This is a genomic window from Pseudoxanthomonas kaohsiungensis (genome assembly GCF_010211765.1).
GTDB lineage: Bacteria > Pseudomonadota > Gammaproteobacteria > Xanthomonadales > Xanthomonadaceae > Pseudoxanthomonas > Pseudoxanthomonas kaohsiungensis.
The window spans coordinates 161,827-177,563 of sequence record NZ_PDWO01000006.1; the positions used below are offsets into that span (position 1 = coordinate 161,827).

Consider the following 15,737-nt stretch of genomic DNA (forward strand, 5'->3'; position numbering starts at 1 on the left):
CCTGGCTGCGGCATCGCGCGCCGGGAGGGGCGTCGGCCGTGGCGGGTGGATTCGGTTGCGGTCATGTCGGTCGGCTTGGCCGCGCATGGCGGCGTGGCTGGCGGATCGTGCCTGCTTGCCTGCCACCAGTATCCGCGGTTCCGCGCCGCGCGCCAGACGACAGATTGTCGCAGTGGCGCCGCGCCGCGGGCGCGCCGGCCTAGTCGGGCGGCAGCGCGCGGTTGAAGCGGCTGGACGGGCGCAGCAGGATCCAGGTGAACAGGCTCGACGAGGCGGTCGCCAGCCAGAACATGAAGAATCCGATGGTGTAGCCGAGCTCGCGGGTCAGCGGCAGGTCCGGGAAAGTCAGGTCGCGCAGCGCCAGCGGATCGACGAAGGCGAAGAACACCATCGTCGCCACGCCCGCCGCGAAGAAGCTCGGCCAGGCGATCGCCCCGACCCGCTGGGCGAGCGGGCGGGGCGGATGGTCGAAGCGCGGCTCGCTGAAGTCGGTCACTTCCTGCCCTCATTGTTGCGACGGCTGGCTCCCCGTCGTGGCCGCATTATGCGACAGCGACCAGACGTAGGCGGCGACCAGGCGGGCGCGGGTTTCGCCCAGCAGCTCGCGGTGCGCCGGCATCACGCCGTGGCGGCCGTGGACGATGGTCTGGTAGAGGCTGTCGCGGCTGCTGCCGTACATCCAGTAGTCGTCGGTCAGGTCCGGGGCGCCGATGTCCTGGTTGCCCTTGCCGTCGATGCCGTGGCAGGCCACGCAGACGCCTTCGTACAGCTTGCGGCCGCGGGCGGCCATGTAGTTGTTCTGCAGCGTTTCCGGCGCCGCGAGGGTGCGCACGTAGGCGATGGTGTAGTCCACCGCCTCCGGGCCGCCCATGCCGGTGAGCACCGTGCCCCATTCCGGCATCACGCCTTCGCGGCCGTCGAGCACCGACTGCAGGACGTGGTCGGGGGTGCCGCCCCAGTTCCAGATCGCGTCGGTGAGGTTCGGGTAGCCGATCGCGCCCTGGCCGCTGGAACCGTGGCAGGTGGCGCAGGTATTGCTGAAGATCGAGCGGCCCAGGGCCACCGCCTTGGGATCCTGCGCCAGGGTGTCGATGGCCATGCCGGCGAACGGCTTGAAGGTCTGTTCGAGCTTGGCGTCCTCGACCGCCTTGGCCTTGGCGTGCTCGCCGACCGAGGTCCAGCCGCCGTAGCTGGGCACGCCGCCCAGCCCGCCGAACCAGAACAGGTAGGCGATGGCGAAGATGATGGTCAGGTAGAACAGGTTGATCCACCACTTCGGCAGCGGCTTGTTGTACTCGGTGATGTCGCCGTCCCAGACATGGGAGGTGTCCTCGGGCTTGGGGTCGCCCGGGCGGCGGCGCGCGGTCCACCACAGCAGCCACACGCAACCGAGGATGTTGATGGCCACCAGGATGATGACGAACCAGGTCCATCCGCTTGTCATGCCACGTTCCCCTTCTCTTGCTGGCCGGCGTCGCCATCATCCAGCGGCAGTCGTGCCGCTTCGTCGAACGCCTGCTTGCGCTTCGGGCTCCAGGCCCAGATCCAGCCGCCGATGAACAGCACCAGCAGCGCCGCGGTGAACAGCCCGGCGATCATGGCTGGCCTCCGCGCGGCGCGTGCCGTCCCAGCGCCTGCAGGTAGGCCACCACCGCGTCGAGCTCGGTCTTGCCCTCCACGTCGGCGGCGGCCTGCGCGATCTGCTCCTGGGTGTACGGGTCGCCCAGGGTCCGCAGCGCCTTCATGCGGCGGGTGACGGTGGCGCCATCGACCTCGTTCCGCGCCAGCCAGGGGAACCCGGGCATGTTCGACTCGGGCACGACGTCGCGCGGGTTGATCAGGTGGACGCGGTGCCAGTCGTCCGAGTAGCGGCCACCGACCCGCGCCAGGTCCGGCCCGGTGCGCTTGCTGCCCCACTGGAACGGGCGGTCGTAGACCGATTCCCCGGCCAGCGAGTAGTGGCCGTAGCGCTCGGATTCGAAGCGCAGGGTGCGGACCATCTGCGAGTGGCAGTTGTAGCAGCCCTCGCGCACGTAGACGTCGCGCCCGGCCAGCTGCAGCGCGGGGTAGGGTTCCACGCCTTCCAGCGGCTCGATCGCCTCGGCCTGGAACATCAGCGGCACGATCTGCGCCAGGCCGCCGAAGGAGATGGCCACGGCGATCAGCACCGCCATCAGGCCGACGTTCTTCTCGATCTTCTCGTGGGGATTCTGGTTGTGTTCGCTCATGGGGTCCTCAGGCGCGCACTTGCGAGGCGTCGACCGGCAGCACCGGCTGCGACTCGATCGCGGGGGCGGCGCGGTAGGTGCGCAGCACGTTCCAGGCCATCACGAACATGCCGGCCAGGACCAGCAGGCCGCCGAACAGCCGGATCAGGTAGTACGGATAGGTGGCGGCGAGCGCTTCGACGAAGCTGTAGGTGAGCGTGCCGTCGTCGTTGGTGGCGCGCCACATCAGGCCCTGCATCACCCCGGCGATCCACATCGAGGCGATGTAGAACACCACGCCCAGGGTATGCATCCAGAAGTGCAGGTCGATCGCCTTGGTCGAGAACATCTGCTCGCGGCCCAGCAGCCGCGGAAGCAGCGAGTAGATCGAGCCGATCGAGATCATCGCCACCCAGCCCAGCGCGCCGGCGTGGACGTGGCCCACGGTCCAGTCGGTGTAGTGGGAGAGCGAATTGACCGTCTTGATCGACATCATCGGCCCCTCGAAGGTGGCGATCATGTAGAACGAGATGGCGACGATCAGGAACTTCAGGATCGGGTCGGTGCGCAGCTTGTACCAGACGCCCGACAGGGTCATGACGCCGTTGATCGCGCCGCCCCAGGAAGGCGCCAGCAGGATCAGCGAGAACACCATGCCCAGCGACTGCGCCCAGTCCGGCAGCGCGGTGTACAGCAGGTGGTGCGGGCCGGCCCACATGTACACCGCGATCAGCGCCCAGAAGTGCACGATCGACAGCCGGTAGGAGTAGATCGGCCGCCCGGCCTGCTTGGGCACGAAGTAGTACATCATCCCGAGGAAGCCGGCGGTCAGCAGGAACCCGACCGCGTTGTGGCCGTACCACCACTGCACCATCGCATCGACCGCGCCGCTGTAGACCGGGTACGACTTGCCCAGCCCCACCGGGATGGCGATGTTGTTGACGATGTGCAGCAGGGCGATGGCGATGATGTAGGCGCCATAGAACCAGTTGGCCACGTAGATGTGCTTGACCCTGCGCTTGACGATCGTGCCGAAGAACAGCGCACCGTAGGCCACCCACACGACCGTGATCAGCAGGTCGATCGGCCATTCCAACTCGGCGTATTCCTTGCCCTGGGTCATGCCCAGCGGCAGGGTGATCGCCGCCAGCAGGATCACCAGCTGCCAGCCCCAGAACACGAAGGCCGCCAGCCCGTCCGAGATCAGCCGCACGTGGCAGGTGCGCTGGACCACGTGCAGGCTGGTGGCGAACAGGGCGCTGCCGCCGAAGGCGAAGATCACCGCATTGGTGTGCAGCGGGCGCAGGCGCCCGTAGCTGAGCCATGGCAGGTCGAAGTTCAGCGCCGGCCAGTAGAGCTGCGCGGCGATGAGCACGCCTACGGCCATGCCGACGATGCCCCAGACCACGGTCATCACCGCGAACTGGCGCACCACCTTGTCGTTGTAAGTCCCCTGCACGCTTTGCATGCGTTCCGTCCCTCAATCTGTACGGGGGTGATCATCCCCCCTCGGGGTGATCCGGGCCTTGATCGGGATCAATGCCTGCCGGATGACGTCGGGTTACCCATTGGCGCAGGGCGCGTGCCGCGTGCCGGCACCGGGTCGGAACTGCCTGGCCGGCCGGCGCTGGGTAAATCCTTGCGCCAAGCATAGGCCGAACCCGGCCGTCGTGCCCCGGTCAGATTGTCCGGGGGTGGGGAAGCGGCGCAGGCCGCGGTATGGTGGCCCGGCGCAGGCAAGGAGCATCGGCGGCATGAGTACCTACGCCCTGGACGCGGTCTTCCGCCCCAAGTCGGTCGCCGTGGTCGGCGCCAGCCCGCGCGAGCGCTCGGTCGGCCGGGCGGTTGTGCGCAACCTGCGCGAGGCCGGCTTCGCCGGTCCGGTGGGCCTGGTCAACCCGAAGTACCGGCAGATCGACGGGCTGCCCGCGGTGGCGCGCCTGGCGGACCTGCCGTTCCAGCCGGAGCTGGTGGTCGTGACCACGCCGCCGGACACGGTGCCGGGGGTGGTCGCCGAGGCGGTGGCCGCCGGCGCCCGTGCCGCGGTGGTGGTCACCGCCGGCCTCGGGCAGGGGCCGGGTTCCCTGCTCGAGCGCCTGCGCGAGGCGGCGCGCCCGCACGGCCTGCGCGTGGTCGGGCCCAACTGCCTGGGGGTGATGGCCCCGCATGTCGGGCTCAACGCCAGCTTCGCCGCGCGCAGCCCGCTCAAGGGCGACCTGGCGCTGGTGTCGCAATCGGGCGCGATCGCCTCGGGGCTGGTGGAATGGGGCGTGGCGCGCTCGATCGGGTTCTCGGCCGTGGTTTCGCTGGGCGACGCGCTGGACGTGGATTTCGGGGACCTGCTGGACTGGTTCGCCCAGGACACGAAGACCCGCGCGATCCTGCTCTACATCGAATCGATCCGCGACGCGCGCAAGTTCATGTCCGCCGCGCGCGCGGCCGCGCGCGCCAAGCCGGTGGTGGTGGTCAAGTCCGGCCGCCACGCCCAGGGTGCGCGGGCGGCCGCCACCCATACCGGCGCCCTGGCCGGCTCGGACGCGGTCTACGACGCCGCGTTCCGCCGCGCCGGCCTGCTGCGGGTGCTGGCCCTGGACGAGCTGTTCGCCGCCGCCAAGACCCTCGGCCACCTGCGCAGCGCGCCCGGCGGGCGGCTGGCGATCCTGACCAATGGCGGCGGCATCGGCGTGCTGGCGGTGGACCGGCTGGTCGACCTCGGCGGTACCCTGGCCGCGCTGGACGAGGCCACGGTGCGCCGCCTCGACGGCATGCTGCCGCCGACCTGGTCGCGCGCCAATCCGGTGGACATCGTCGGCGACGCCGATGCGTCGCGCTATGCGCATGCGCTGGAAGCGCTGCTGTCGGACCGCGAGAACGATGCGGTGCTGGTGATGAACGTGCCGACCGCGCTGGCCTCCTCCACGGATGCCGCCGACGCGGTGACGCGGGTGCTGGCGCAGCGCCCGCGCCCCGGCGCAGGCAAGCCGGTGCTGGGGGTCTGGCTGGGTCGCGAGCCGGCCGCGCTCGCCGCGCTCGAAGCGGCCGGCGTGCCGACCTACAACACCGAGGCCGGTGCGATACGTGGCTACACCTACCTGGTCCGGCATCGCGAGGCGCAGCAGGCGCTGATGGAGACGCCGCCGAGCCTGCCGGAGGATTTCGTGGTCGACAGCGCCGCCGCGCAGGCGGTGGTCGCCGGCGCGCTGGCGCAGGGGCGGCAGTGGCTGGACCCGCTGGAGGTCAACGCGCTGATGGCCGCCTACGGCATCCCGATCACGCCCGTCACCCTGGCCGGCGACGCCGATGCGGCGGCCGCCGCGGCCGCGCCGCTGCTGGCCGATGGCATGCAGGTGGCGCTGAAGATCCTGTCGCCGGACATCCTGCACAAGTCCGACGTCGATGGCGTGCGCCTGAACCTGGCCAGCGAGGCGGCGGTGCGCGAGGCGGCCGGGGCGATCCTGGCCCGGGTGCGCGAACTGCGGCCGGACGCGAAGATCCAGGGCGTCACCGTGCATCCGATGATCGTGCGGCCCAAGGCGCGCGAGCTGATCGCCGGCCTGGCCGACGATCCGACCTTCGGCCCGATCGTCGTGTTCGGTCGTGGCGGCACGGCGGTGGAGGTGATCGACGACAAGGCCCTGGCCCTGCCGCCGCTGGACCTGCGCCTGGCCCACGAGCTGATCTCGCGCACGCGCGTGTCGCGCATCCTCAAGGCCTATCGCGACGTGCCCGCGGCGGACGAGCGCGCGGTCGCGCTGGTGCTGGTCAAGCTGGCGCAGATGGCGGCGGACATCCCGCAGGTGCGGGAACTGGACATCAATCCCCTTCTCGCGGACCGGGACGGCGTGATCGCGGTGGATGCGCGCGTTTCCGTCGCGCCGCATCCGGGCCCGGCGCAGAAGGGCCCGTGGCACTCGCGATTCGTCATCCGCCCGTACCCGAAGGAGTGGGAACGCGAGGTCGAGCTGGCACACGGCCGGCGCATGTTCGTGCGGCCGGTGCGGCCGGAGGACGAGGACATGTTCCGCGCGTTCTTCGAGCGGGTCAGCGACGAGGACCTGCGCCTGCGATTCTTCTCGGCGGTGCGCCACTTCAGCCACGAGTTCATCGCCCGGCTGACCCAGCTCGACTACGCCCGATCGATCGCGCTGGTGGCGATCGACCCTGGCAGCGGCGAGATGCTCGGCGCGGTGCGCCTGCTGGCCGACGCCAACTACGAACGCGGCGAGTACGGGATCCTGGTGCGCTCGGACCTGAAGGGCTTCGGCATCGGCTGGCAGCTGATGCGGATCATGATCGAGTACGCGGGCACGATCGGCCTGAAGCTCATCGAGGGCCAGGTCCTGCGCGAGAACGTGACCATGCTGGCGATGTGCCAGCAGCTGGGCTTCCGGATCCGTCCCGACGCGGACGACGCCACGCTGATGGACGTGACGCTGGACGTCGCCGCGCCGCCCTGACGGTCGCCACCTTGCCTGCCGGCTGCCCGGCGTTGGCGTGGCGGGCATGGCTCGCCGTGGCGGGTCCTGGACGGCGGAACGCAGCAAGCCTCGCCCCGCGCCCGCATCGCGCGGTATTCACGGCGCATGCCTATGGTGTCCGGACGCCATGGCGGGAACGATGTGATGGACGCGGCGCGGAACGCACCGGTGGATGTACTCGTGATCGGCGGGGGGCCCGCCGGACTGACAGCGGCCACCTACCTGGGACGCCTGCACCGGCGATGCCTGGTGCTGGATGCCGGCGACAGCCGCGCGCGCTGGATCCCCGAGACCAACAACTGCCCGGGCTTTCCCCAGGGCATCGCCGGCACCGCCCTGCTGGCGCGCATGCGCGAGCAGGCGGCGGTCCACGGCGCGGCCTTCGAGCAGGCCACGGTGACCTCGCTGCGGCGCACGGCCGGCGGATTCGAGGTGCAGGACGAAAGCGGCCGGCGCTGGCATGGCCACGCCGTGATCCTGGCCAGCGGCCTGAGCGACCGCCTGCCGGCGATGGCCCACGGCGAGGAAGCGGTGGCGTGCGGCGCGCTGCGGCTGTGCCCGGTCTGCGACGCCTACGAGGTCACGGATCGCGACATCGGCCTGTTCGGCCCGTGGGATGCCATCGTCGCCCACACCCGGTTCCTGCGCGGCTACAGCGCGCGGCTTTCGCTGCTGCCGACCGATGCGCACGGCGATCCGGCCGCGCTGGAGGGCATGGCGGCGCGGGTGCTGCCGGCCGGCGGGCGGCTGCTGTTCGACGGCCGCCGCTGCGGCTACGTGGTCGAGGGCGACGACTGCTTCTGGTTCGACACCGTGTATCCGTTCCTCGGCTGCGACAGCAGCGCCGGCCTGGCGGCGCAGGCCGGTGTCGTGCTGACCGATACCGGCGAGATCCCGGTGGACCGCAGCCACCAGACCACCGGCGTGCCCGGCCTGTACGCGGTCGGCGACGTGGTCAGCGGGTTGAACCAGATCTCGGTGGCGGTGGGCCAGGCCGCGGTGGCGGCGCTGGACGTCCACGCCAGGCTGCCGTTCGCACCCCGCGCGTAGGCGCCGAGCCTGCCTGCGCGCCTGTGGCGTGGGCAGGACGCGTGTTGGCGGACGCTGCGATAGGAGGCGGGCTTGCCCCCGATCCGTCGCCTGGACCAGCGCGATGTTCCCGCTTCTCGGGGGCGTATATCGCCGGCGAGCTGGGCTCCTACACCAGCGGCAGTGCGTCGGCGGGGACGCGCACGTGGCCTTCCATCAGCACACGCGCGCTGCGGCTCATCAGCGCCTTGGTGACGGTCCACTGGCCGTCGACCTGTCGCGCTTCGGCGCCGACGCGCAAGGTGCCGGACGGGTGGCCGAAGCGCACCGAGTCGCGCGGCCCGCCGCCGGCGGCCAGGTTCACCAGGGTGCCGGGGATGGCCGCCGCCGTGCCGATCGCCACCGCCGCGGTGCCCATCATCGCGTGGTGCAGCTTGCCCATCGACATCGCGCGCACGCGCAGGTCGATGTCGCCGGCGTCCACCTGCTTGCCACTGGAGGACACGTAACCGGCGGCTGGCGCGACGAAGGCCACCTTGGGCGTGTGCTGGCGCCTGGCCGCGTCGGCGACGTCGGCGATCAGGCCCATGCGCACCGCGCCATGCGCGCGGATGGCTTCGAAGCGCGCCAGCGCGGCGGCGTCGGCGTTGATCGCCTCCTGCAGCTCGCTGCCGGTGTAGCCGATGTCGGCGGCGTTGACGAAGATGGTCGGGATGCCGGCGTTGATCAGCGTCGCCTGCAGCGTGCCGACGCCGGGCACGTCCAGGGTGTCGACGAGGTGGCCGGTCGGGAACATTGCCCCGCCGTCCTCGCCCTCGTCGGCCGGTTCGAGGAACTCGAGCTGGATCTCGGCGGCGGGGAAGGTGACGCCGTCCAGTTCGAAGTCGCCGTCCTCGACCACCTGCCCGCCGGCCATCGGCACGTGGGCGACGATGGTCTTGCCGATGTTGGCCTGCCAGATGCGCACGACGGCCACGCCGTCGCGCGGCAGCCGGGCCGCATCGACCAGTCCGGCGGATATCGCGAACGGGCCGACCGCGGCCGACAGGTTGCCGCAGTTGCCGGACCAGTCGACGAAGGCGCTGTCGATCGAGACCTGGCCGAACAGGTAATCCACGTCATGGCCGGCGCGCGTGCTCCGCGACACGATCACCGACTTGCTGGTCGAGGAGGTCGCCCCGCCCATCCCGTCGATCTGCTTGCCATACGGATCGGGCGAGCCGATCACGCGCAGCAGCAGGGCATCGCGTGCGGCGCCTGGTTGCCGCGCCGCCAGCGGCAGGTCCTCCAGGCGGAAGAACACGCCCTTGGAGGTGCCGCCGCGCATGTAGGTGGCGGGGATGCGCGTTTGCGGGGCGGGGCGCGTCGGCGTGGAAGCCATGTCATCCGTTCCGGAAGGCGGGGTTCAAGCGAGCAGGTCGGGCTGCACGGGAGCGGGTTGCGCGGGCGGGCGCAGCGGGAAGGTGTCGACCACCTCGTAGCGGTAGTCGGCGCCGCGTCCGGCCACCTCCACCAGTTCGACGGCGTCGATCTGCCAGGGCACCGGCGCGATCGCGCGCGGCTCGAGCTGGCGATCGGCGAGGTAGCTGACCGTGACATGGGCGCGGTGGCCGAACGCCTGCGCCAGGCCGTGGTCTTCGAGCTTGGAACGCACGTCGGCCATCAGCAGCTTCATGCCGAGCGGCTTGTGGCCGGCGGGCACGAACTTCCAGTGGATGCGCCCGGGCGTGTTGCCGGAGCTGCGCAGCTGGTCGAGCTGCAGGCAGAGCGCGCGCGCCTCGAGCCGGCTGCAGGCCAGGCGCAGGTGTTCGCGCGCCTCGGGCGGATGCAGGTCCGACAGCGACTGGTGCCAGTTGCGCGGCGGGTACAGGGCGCGGCCCAGGGCCTGGTCGAGGCCGCTTTCGGCCAGCACCTGCAGCAGCGCCTCGCGCACCGTGTCGGGCACGCGCACCATCACGAACAGTTCGCCGGGTTGTGCCATCTCAGGCCGCCTTCGCCGCTTCGAGGAAGTCCTGGGCGAAGCGCTGCAGCACGCCGCCGGCTTCGTAGATCGACACTTCCTCGGCGGTGTCCAGGCGGCAGGTGACCGGCACCTCCAGGCGCTCGCCGTTGCGGCGGTGGACCACCAGGACCAGGTCGGCGCGCGGGCGGCGCTCGCCGAGCACGTCGAAGGTTTCGCTGCCGTCGATGCCGAAGGTGTGGCGGTCCTGGCCGGGCTTGAACTCCAGCGGCAGCACGCCCATGCCGATCAGGTTGGTGCGGTGGATGCGCTCGAAGCCCTCGGCCACGATCGCCTCCACCCCGGCCAGGCGCACGCCCTTGGCGGCCCAGTCGCGGCTGGAGCCCTGGCCATAGTCGGCGCCGGCGATGATCACCAGCGGCTGCCGCCGCTGCATGTAGGTCTCGATCACCTCCCACATGCGCATGACCGTCCCCTCGGGCTCCAGCCGGGCCAGCGAGCCCTGGCGCACGTTGCCCGCCTCGTCGCGCACCATCTCGTTGAGCAGCTTGGGATTGGCGAAGGTCGCGCGCTGCGCGGTGAGATGGTCGCCGCGATGGGTGGCGTAGGAATTGAAGTCCTCCTCCGGCAGGCCCATCTTCGCCAGGTACTCGCCGGCCGCGCTGGAGGCCAGGATCGCGTTGGACGGCGAGAGGTGGTCAGTGGTGATGTTGTCGCCCAGCACCGCCAGCGGGCGCATGCCACGCAGCGTGCGCTCGCCGGCCAGCGCCCCTTCCCAGTAGGGCGGGCGGCGGATGTAGGTGCTCTGCGGGCGCCAGTCGTACAGCGGCTCGACCTTGCCGGTGTGTTCGACGCGCACGTCGAACATCGGGCCGTAGACCTTGCGGAACTGCTCGGGCCTGACGCTGGCCTTCACGATCGCGTCGATCTCCGCGTCGGACGGCCAGATGTCCTTCAGACGCACCTCGTTGCCTTGCGCATCGATCCCGAGCACGTCCTTTTCGATGTCGAAGCGCACCGTGCCGGCGATGGCGTAGGCGATCACCAGCGGCGGCGAGGCCAGGAACGCCTGCTTGGCGTAGGGGTGGATGCGTCCGTCGAAGTTGCGGTTGCCCGACAGCACCGCGGTCGCGTACAGGTCGCGGTCGATGATCTCCTGCTGGATCGCCGGGTCCAGCGCGCCGCTCATGCCGTTGCAGGTGGTGCAGGCGAAGGCGACGATGCCGAAGCCCAGCTGTTCCAGGTCCGGCAGCAGGCCCGATTCCTCCAGGTACAGCTGCACCGCCTTCGACCCCGGCGCCAGCGAAGTCTTCACCCAGGGCTTGCGCTGCAGGCCGCGCGCGTTGGCGTTTCGCGCCAGCAGCGCCGCGGCGATCACGTTGCGCGGGTTGCTGGTGTTGGTGCAGCTGGTGATGGCGGCGATGATCACCGCGCCATCGGGCATCAGTCCGCGCGCTTCCTCGTCGCGGGCCGCCGCGAGCTTGGCCTCGTCGGCGATGCCGCGCTCGGCCAGCGCCGAGGTCGGCAGCCGCCGGTGCGGGTTCGACGGGCCGGCCATGGTGCGCACCACCGAGGACAGGTCGAACTCCAGCACGCGTTCGTACTGCGCCGCGGCCAGGTCGTCGGCCCACAGGCCGGCGGCCTTCGCATAGGTCTCCACCAGCTGCACCTGCTTCTCCTCGCGGCCGGTCAGGCGCAGGTAGTCCAGGGTCTGCTGGTCGATGTGGAACAGCGCGGCGGTGGCGCCGTACTCGGGGCACATGTTGGAGATGGTGGCGCGGTCGCCGATCGTCAGCGCCGCGGCGCCCTCGCCGAAGAACTCCAGGTAATGGCCGACGACCTTCTCCCGGCGCAGGAACTCGGTCAGCGCCAGCACCACGTCGGTGGCGGTGATGCCCGGCTGCGGCCGCCCGGCCAGCTTCACCCCGGTGATGTCGGGCAGGCGCATCCACGAGGCGCGTCCGAGCATCACGTTCTCCGCCTCCAGCCCGCCGACACCGATCGCGATCACGCCCAGCGCGTCCACGTGCGGGGTGTGGCTGTCGGTGCCGACGCAGGTGTCGGGGAAGGCCACGCCGTCGCGGGTATAGACCACCGGCGACATCTTCTCCAGGTTGATCTGGTGCATGATCCCGTTGCCCGGCGGGATCACTTCCACGTTGCGGAACGCGTGCCGGGTCCATTCGATGAAGTCGAAGCGGTCGGCGTTGCGGCGGTCCTCGATGGCGCGGTTCTTGGCGAACGCATCGGGGTCATAGCCGCCGCATTCCACCGCCAGCGAGTGGTCGACGATCAGCTGCACCGGCACCACCGGATTGACCTGGGCCGGGTCGCCGCCCTGCTCGGCGATGGCGTCGCGCAGGCCGGCCAGGTCCACCAGCGCGGTCTGGCCAAGGATGTCGTGGCAGACCACGCGCACCGGGAACCAGGGGAAATCCAGGTCGCGTCTGCGCTCGATGAGCTGCAGCAGGTAGGCGTCCAGCCTGGCCGGATCGGCGCAGCGCACCAGGTTCTCGGCGTGCACGCGCGCGGTATAGGAAAACGTGGCCCAGGCGCCGGGGCGGAGCGCCTCGACCGCTTCGCGGGCATCGAACCAGTCCAGGGGCGTGCCGGACGCGGGTAGGCCGGGGAGGGGTTTGCGGTGTCGGGTGTTCATGGCGGGCGGGGCGCTGGCTCGTGGGCGGGCAGCCGGTCCGCTCGCGGTGGCGGCCGGTGGGTCTGCACTGATTCTAGGCCGCCCCCCACCGGCGACCCATGCCGGAACGCTGCGTCGCGGCCGGCGCGGGCCGAAACGGAGGGTTTGCATTGATGCAGGCGATCAACGCTTCCCGGTCCGCCCCGCGCCGGAAGCCCCCCGCCGCGCTTCCCCGGGTCGCCGCGCAACGCCGGCCATGCGCCCGCCGCGGGCGGCGGAAACGGAGAGGCGTTCGCCCCGCTTCATGGGGCCGGGAAGGCTGCCAGGCCCCCGGTTGCGCACTGCAGCAAGCCATTTCGCGGGGGGCTGGTACAGTCCGCATCTGCCCATGGCCGCCGCATCGCGACGCGGCCATGGCCAGCAACGGGCCGAGGCGCCCGTTTTTCCCTGGACATGATGGTAGCGCTAACACAAGGCGGGAATGAGCGGACTGGAATGAGCGGAATGGACCGGAACTCCCCGATCGTCATCGGCCTCGACGTCGGCACCCAGAGCGTGAAGCTGGTCGCCTACGATCCGCAGGCACGGCAGGTCGCGGCCACCCTCGGCGAGGCGCTGGAGCTGGCGTCCGGCGACGACGGCACCCGCGAACAGCGCGCCGAATGGTGGATCGACGCGATCCGCGCCTGCTTCTCGCGGCTCGACCCCGCGCTGCGGCAGCGCACGAGCGCCATCGGCGTGTCCGGCCAGCAGCACGGCTTCGTGCCGCTGGACCGCGCCGGCAACGTGCTGGCCCCGGCCAAGCTGTGGTGCGACACCAGCACCGCGGCCGAGTGCGACCTGATCATGGACGCGGTCGGCGGCGCGCAGGGCGCGATCGCCACCGCGGGCAACCCGATCATGGTCGGCTACACCGCCTCCAAGCTGCCTTGGACCCGCGAGCACCGCTCGCAGGCCTACGCCCAGCTGGCCACGATCCTGCTGCCGCACGACTACGTGAACTTCTGGCTGACCGGCGAGCGCTGGATGGAGCGCGGCGACGCCTCCGGCACCGGCTGGCTGGACGTGCGCACGCGGCAGTGGTCGGACGCGATGATCGCGGCCACCGACCCCGACCGCGACCTGCGTCCCTGCCTGCCGCCGCTGGTCGAGGCCGACGCGATGTTCCCGATCGCGACGGCGATCGCCGACGAGCTGGGCCTGCCGCGCGGCGTGCGCGTGTCGGCCGGCGGCGGCGACAACATGATGGCGGCGATCGGCACCGGCAATGTGTCTCCCGGGGTGCTGAGCATGAGCCTGGGGACCTCCGGCACCCTGTTCGCCTACGCCGGGCAGGCGATGGTCGACGACGAAGGCCGCTGGGCCGCGTTCTGCGATTCCACCGGCGGCTGGCTGCCGCTGATCTGCACCATGAACTGCACCGTGGCCACCGAAGCGGTCGCCAGGCTGTGCGACTTCTCGACGAAGCGGGGCGACGAACTGCTCGCCGGCACCCGCCCGGGCGCCGGCGGCCTGCTGATGCTGCCGTTCTTCAACGGCGAGCGCACGCCCAACCTGCCCGACGGCCGCGGCAGCCTGTTCGGCATGACCGCCACCAACCTGACACCCGCCAACCTGTACCGCGCGGCGATGGAAGGCGCGGTCTACAGCCTGAAGAACGGCTACGACGCCTTCGTCGACGCCGGCATGCGCTTCGAAGCGATCCGACTGACCGGCGGCGGCAGCCACAGTGCGGTCTGGCGGCAGATGGTCGCCGACGTGTTCGGCCTGCCGGTGGACGTGCCCGAACAGGCCGAGGGCGCCGCATTCGGCGCTGCGCTGCAGGCGCTGTGGGCCAGCGAGCGCGCCAGCGACGCCGGCGCCGACCTGCCCGCGCTGGCGGCCGCGCACGTGCGCCTGGACCCGCGCCTGTCGGCGCATCCGCACGCGGAGGCGACCGCCGCCTACGCCACCCAGTACCAGCGTTTCCTTTCCCACCTGGATGCGATCCGGCCGCTGTACGCCTGATCGCGCAACCCGCGACACCCCACTCCCTACGCGAGCACAGTCATGAGCAGCAAGCCTTTCATCGGCGCCAAGGAATACTTCCCCGGCATCGGCGCGATCCCCTACGAGGGTCCGAAGTCGGACAACCCGCTGGCCTTCAAGGTCTACGACGCCGACAGGAAGATCGGCGGCAAGACCATGCGCGAGCACCTGCGCTTCGCGGTCTGCTACTGGCACACCTTCTGCAACGCCGGCGCCGATCCGTTCGGCCCGGGCACGCGCCACTTCCCGTGGGAGCGCGACACCGCGATGGCCACGGCCGAGGCCAAGGTCGACGCGGCGTTCGAGTTCTTCACCAAGATCGGCGTGCCGTATTACTGCTTCCACGACGTCGACCTGGCGCCCGACGCCGAGGACGTGGGCCAGTACGAGAAGAACCTCAAGCACCTGGTCGGCCTGGCCAAGGAGCGCCAGCAGGCGACCGGGGTCAAGCTGCTGTGGGGCACGGCCAACCTGTTCTCGCACCCGCGCTACATGAACGGCGCCTCGACCAACCCGGACTTCGCCGTCGTCGCCCGCGCCGCGGTGCAGGTCAAGTCGGTGCTGGACGCGGTGGTCGAGCTGGGCGGCGAGCACTACGTGTTCTGGGGCGGCCGCGAGGGCTACGCCTCGCTGCACAACACCCTCATGAAGCGCGAGCTGGAGCACTTCGCCCGGTTCCTGACGATGGCCCGCGACTACGGCCGCAGCATCGGCTTCAAGGGCCAGTTCTTCATCGAGCCCAAGCCGATGGAGCCGATGAAGCACCAGTACGACTTCGACAGCGCCACCGTGGCCGGCTTCCTCAAGGAGCACGGGCTGGAGAAGGACTTCTCGCTGAACATCGAAGCCAACCACGCCACCCTGTCCGGCCACACCTTCGAGCACGACCTGCAGGTGGCTTCCGACCACGGCCTGCTGGGCAGCATCGACGCCAACCGCGGCAACGCGCAGAACGGCTGGGACACCGACCAGTTCCCGACCGACCTGTACGACACCGTCGGCGCCATGCTGGTGGTGCTGCGCCAGGGCGGCCTGGTCGGCGGCCTGAACTTCGACGCCAAGCCGCGCCGCGAGTCGACCGACATGGAGGACCTGTTCATCGCCCACATCGGCGGCATGGACGCGTTCGCCAAGGGCCTGGAAGTGGCGCACGCGCTGCTCAACGATTCGCCGTGGGAGACCTGGCGCAAGGAGCGCTACGCCAGCTTCGACAGCGGCGCCGGCAAGGACTTCGAGCTGGGCAAGCTGTCGCTGGCGGACCTGGCCGCGCTGGGCGCGAAGAACGGCGAGCCGAAGCAGACCAGCGGCAAGCAGGAACGCTACGAGAACCTGCTCAACCAGTACCTGCTGCGTTGAGGCGGTACGCCGTCCCTGCCGCCGGCGTCCGTGCCCGCGCCTGA

Annotated in this window: 12 protein-coding genes; 4 read left to right on the top strand and 8 right to left on the bottom strand. The window is 70.8% G+C overall.

Annotated features, from left to right (window positions below):
- Window positions 1-199 precede the first annotated feature (199 nt).
- From CSC66_RS08615 to ccoN, 5 genes are read right to left on the bottom strand one after another with little or no spacing between them, the layout of a single operon-like run.
- Window positions 200-496 (bottom strand): hypothetical protein, encoded by a 297-nt coding sequence (locus CSC66_RS08615; RefSeq protein ID WP_162376984.1) that lies wholly within the window; start codon window positions 494-496, stop codon window positions 200-202.
- Window positions 497-505: 9 nt separating this feature from the next.
- On the bottom strand, window positions 506-1,444 hold the full coding sequence (gene ccoP, locus CSC66_RS08620; protein WP_162376985.1) for a cytochrome-c oxidase, cbb3-type subunit III: 939 nt from the start codon (window positions 1,442-1,444) through the stop codon (window positions 506-508).
- Complete coding sequence (locus tag CSC66_RS08625; RefSeq protein WP_162376986.1) at window positions 1,441-1,599, bottom strand: cbb3-type cytochrome oxidase subunit 3; 159 nt, start codon at window positions 1,597-1,599, stop codon at window positions 1,441-1,443. The genes ccoP and CSC66_RS08625 overlap by 4 nt, the downstream gene beginning before the upstream one ends.
- The gene (gene ccoO, locus CSC66_RS08630) at window positions 1,596-2,228 is read right to left on the bottom strand and encodes a cytochrome-c oxidase, cbb3-type subunit II (RefSeq protein WP_162376987.1); all 633 of its coding nucleotides are present in this window, start codon (window positions 2,226-2,228) and stop codon (window positions 1,596-1,598) included. Before ccoO ends, CSC66_RS08625 begins: the two co-directional genes overlap by 4 nt.
- Before the next feature lie 7 nt (window positions 2,229-2,235).
- Window positions 2,236-3,675 carry a cytochrome-c oxidase, cbb3-type subunit I gene (gene ccoN, locus CSC66_RS08635; protein WP_162376988.1) on the bottom strand — a complete coding sequence of 480 codons (1,440 nt, stop codon included), beginning with the start codon at window positions 3,673-3,675 and terminating at the stop codon, window positions 2,236-2,238.
- A gap of 286 nt (window positions 3,676-3,961) precedes the next feature.
- Between ccoN and CSC66_RS08640 the strand changes: the two genes are divergently transcribed.
- A complete protein-coding gene (locus CSC66_RS08640; RefSeq protein WP_162376989.1) occupies window positions 3,962-6,664 on the top strand; it encodes a bifunctional acetate--CoA ligase family protein/GNAT family N-acetyltransferase in 2,703 nt (900 codons plus the stop codon).
- A 165-nt stretch (window positions 6,665-6,829) separates the two neighbouring features.
- Complete coding sequence (locus CSC66_RS08645) at window positions 6,830-7,735, top strand: NAD(P)/FAD-dependent oxidoreductase (protein ID WP_162376990.1); 906 nt, start codon at window positions 6,830-6,832, stop codon at window positions 7,733-7,735.
- Between the two features lie 148 nt (window positions 7,736-7,883).
- Here CSC66_RS08645 and prpF read toward each other — a convergent pair whose 3' ends face one another.
- The 3 genes from prpF to acnD are packed head-to-tail and all read right to left on the bottom strand — an operon-like array spanning window position 7,884 to window position 12,330.
- Window positions 7,884-9,095, bottom strand: a complete 1,212-nt coding sequence (gene prpF, locus CSC66_RS08650) for a 2-methylaconitate cis-trans isomerase PrpF (RefSeq protein ID WP_162376991.1) — start codon at window positions 9,093-9,095, stop codon at window positions 7,884-7,886.
- Between the two features lie 24 nt (window positions 9,096-9,119).
- On the bottom strand, window positions 9,120-9,695 hold the full coding sequence (locus CSC66_RS08655; RefSeq protein WP_162376992.1) for a 2'-5' RNA ligase family protein: 576 nt from the start codon (window positions 9,693-9,695) through the stop codon (window positions 9,120-9,122).
- Between the two features lies 1 nt (window position 9,696).
- Window positions 9,697-12,330, bottom strand: coding sequence for a Fe/S-dependent 2-methylisocitrate dehydratase AcnD (gene acnD, locus CSC66_RS08660; RefSeq protein WP_162376993.1), 2,634 nt, complete (start codon window positions 12,328-12,330; stop codon window positions 9,697-9,699).
- Window positions 12,331-12,813: 483 nt separating this feature from the next.
- On the opposite strand from acnD, the gene xylB reads away from it, so the two are divergent.
- Both xylB and xylA read left to right on the top strand, forming a co-directional pair.
- Entirely contained in the window at window positions 12,814-14,316 is a 1,503-nt protein-coding gene (gene xylB / locus CSC66_RS08665) for a xylulokinase (RefSeq protein WP_162376994.1), read from the top strand.
- Between the two features lie 42 nt (window positions 14,317-14,358).
- On the top strand, window positions 14,359-15,693 hold the full coding sequence (xylA, locus tag CSC66_RS08670; RefSeq protein ID WP_162376995.1) for a xylose isomerase: 1,335 nt from the start codon (window positions 14,359-14,361) through the stop codon (window positions 15,691-15,693).
- The last annotated feature ends 44 nt before the right edge of the window (window positions 15,694-15,737 follow it).